This is a genomic window from Chitinophagaceae bacterium, assembly GCA_007695095.1.
Classification (GTDB): Bacteria; Bacteroidota; Bacteroidia; order Chitinophagales; family REEL01; genus REEL01.
Genome location: REEL01000099.1, coordinates 1 through 2703, shown reverse-complemented (window position 1 = coordinate 2703; position 2703 = coordinate 1). Strand labels below are relative to the sequence as shown.

The window sequence follows — 2703 nt, the reverse complement described above, 5'->3', positions numbered from 1 at the left end:
TTAGAACTTACATAGACAATATAGCAAAAGGCAAAGAGCGAGACAAGATTAGAATTATTTTGAAATAGATAGCCTCTAATAAAATTGATTTTAAATTGCAACAATAAATAAAATGCCTATCCATGTAAATATAGAAGATTTGCTTTCTGCACGTACTGTAGAAACCGATCGAATTGAGTTCAAGCAAGGCTGGAACCCTGATGCGATCTACCGAAGTATTTGTGCTTTTGCAAATGATTTTGACAATATAGGAGGGGGCTACATTCTTTTAGGGGTAAAGGAAAATAAGCTTACCCGAACAGCCCAAAGGCCTGTGAATGGCCTCACAACAACTGAAATAGCAGACATTCAGCAAAAAATGATTGGTTTTAACAATTTACTGAAGCCCGTTTACCATCCTCATTTTTTTATTGAATCTGTTGATGAAAAACAGATTGTGATTCTTTGGGTACCGGGCGGTTCTAACCGCCCTTATCTGGTGCCGGAAATGATTACTGCTAAGGGAAAGCGATATTTTCATTATATACGCAAATACGCTAACTCCGTAAAGGCGAATCTTGAGGAACAACAAGAGCTTATTTCTTTGGCAAACCAAGTGCCATTTGATGACCGCGCCAATACAAAAGCTCAAATTGAAGATATTTCTATGCTACTTGTGAAGAATTATCTCTTGAAAATAAAAAGCCGTCTTGCAGACCAGGTGAGTAAAACTCCTAACTTGGAGTTGCTTGGACAGATGGAGCTTATATCCGGCCCTAATGAACATGTGTTTCCAAGAAATGTAGGCTTGATGCTTTTTTCAGAAAATCCAGAAAACTTTTTTCCTTACACACAAGTCGAAATAGTGGAGTTTCCTGATGGAGATGCAGGTTCACATTATGAACAAGATCCCTTTACAGGGCCTGTTCCGGAACAAATTAGCCGGACTTTAAACTATCTGAAAGATAAACTGATAAAAGAAAAAGTTATAAAGCCGGCAGATAAAGCTGAAAGCATTCGGATTTCCAGTTATCCTTATCAAGCCATTGAAGAAACCTTGGTAAATGCCTTTTATCACAGAGATTATCAGCAAAGAGAACCTATCGAAATCCGGATTTATCCAAATTCAATTATCATTATCAATCATGGTGGACCTGACAAGTCTATCCGTCTGGAAGCATTTAATCAGGGACAGGTTCGTAGCCGAAGATATCGGAACAGGAGACTCGGTGAATTCTTAAAAGAACTGGGACTCACCGAAGGACGGGCAACCGGGATACCAACCATATTGAAAGCATTGCAAGACAATGGTTCGTCTGCCCCACGTTTTACTTCAGATGATGACCGCACTTTTTTTGAAGTAGAACTTTTTAAACACCCGGCTTTTAAGGAAAAAGCTCCGTTTACACTTGATACTACTCAATTAAAACCGACCTTAGATAGCATTGATGCAATATTGAATAAACTGATGGAACATTGTCTGCTCGATCATAACGATGTAATGGGTAGTGCCATAGCTGGTATCCAAGCCGGTACCATAGCTGAAGATATAAATACTATTGATAATCAGGCGGATGAAGTAGTTGGTACTATAAGCAGTACCATAGCTGGTACCATAGCTGGTGCTATAGCTGGTGCTATAGCCGAAAGTGAGCAAAAAATCTTGGATATGGCAAATCAGCCGAAAGACCGGGAAACCCTACTTAACCGTATTGGAGTAACGAATCAAAGGAAAAACTACGATAATTATATGCTGCCTTTAGTAAACAAAGGCTGGCTCACCATGACCATCCCGGATAAACCTACCAGCCCCAATCAAAAATACCTGACTACCTTGAAAGGCCGGCTGGTATTGAAATTTTTAAAACTAACATAAAATGAGCAACGAAAATAAAATTATCGTACTGGGTAAAGAATTTAATAGCGAAGAAGAACGCAGAGCCTACTTCCGCGAAGAATTACGCAAAAAACTACCCGAACTCAAAAAAATGGAAGGCTTTCCCATTGGCGAAGATGAAGACATCTTAAACCTAAGCGACCCGCCCTGCTAAACCGCCTGCCCCACCTGGCTCAATGATTTTGTTGCCGAATGGGAGAAAGAAAAAAAGGATTTGGAAAAACAAGGGAAAAGAAAAACGAATTTTGAGGTAACTGAACCGTATGCAGCTGACGTGAGTAAAGGGAAATACGACCCTTTTTATAAATATCACCCTTATCCTACCAAAATACCTGGACGCAACAGATAATATTCTGCCCGGCTTAACACAATGCTTTTGTTTTTGAAAATGTGTGCTGCATGTTTGCTGAACAAATCATTAAAAAGTTTTTGCGATTTATGCCGTGCATCATGGACAACATAGTGTTCATAAACACCCTCCGAAAGTGTTACACTGCCATTTACGATGCTGAGTTCATTTGCTTCTATAATCGCTTTGGGAATTGTTGATATTAAGCCATTCTTGTTCTGAATTTCATAATCCCTTTCATATTCATTTACGATTGTACAGACTTTGCTGTTTGAAATGACCCATTCATTTAAATTGATGTTCAACTTCATCATGCTTTTTTTATGTGATTAAAATTGGTTTTTAGTGAAAAAATACAGCCCCCGTTTCATACAGCAATAGCATGCAGTGGATTAAAAATTAATTTGCGATAAAAAAATTGAAAAAAATAAGGCTTGAAAAATATAATTATTTCATACGTTTAGTTTTGACAATTTAT

Annotated in this window: 2 protein-coding genes; one reads left to right on the top strand and one right to left on the bottom strand. The window is 38.2% G+C overall.

The window, feature by feature from the left end:
* Positions 1–112 precede the first annotated feature (112 nt).
* Positions 113–1855, top strand: a complete 1743-nt coding sequence (locus tag EA412_06300; protein ID TVR79546.1) for a transcriptional regulator — start codon at positions 113–115, stop codon at positions 1853–1855.
* A gap of 336 nt (positions 1856–2191) precedes the next feature.
* On the opposite strand, the gene EA412_06295 is transcribed toward EA412_06300, so the two are convergent.
* Positions 2192–2539, bottom strand: coding sequence for a hypothetical protein (locus tag EA412_06295; protein TVR79545.1), 348 nt, complete (start codon positions 2537–2539; stop codon positions 2192–2194).
* Between the last annotated feature and the right edge of the window lie 164 nt (positions 2540–2703).

Excerpts from the sequence above, each read along its gene's own strand:
- EA412_06295 (TVR79545.1), bottom strand. The coding sequence starts at position 2,539 with ATGATGAAGTTGAACATCAATTTAAATGAATGGGTCATTTCAAACAGC.
- EA412_06300 (TVR79546.1), top strand. The coding sequence starts at position 113 with ATGCCTATCCATGTAAATATAGAAGATTTGCTTTCTGCACGTACTGTA.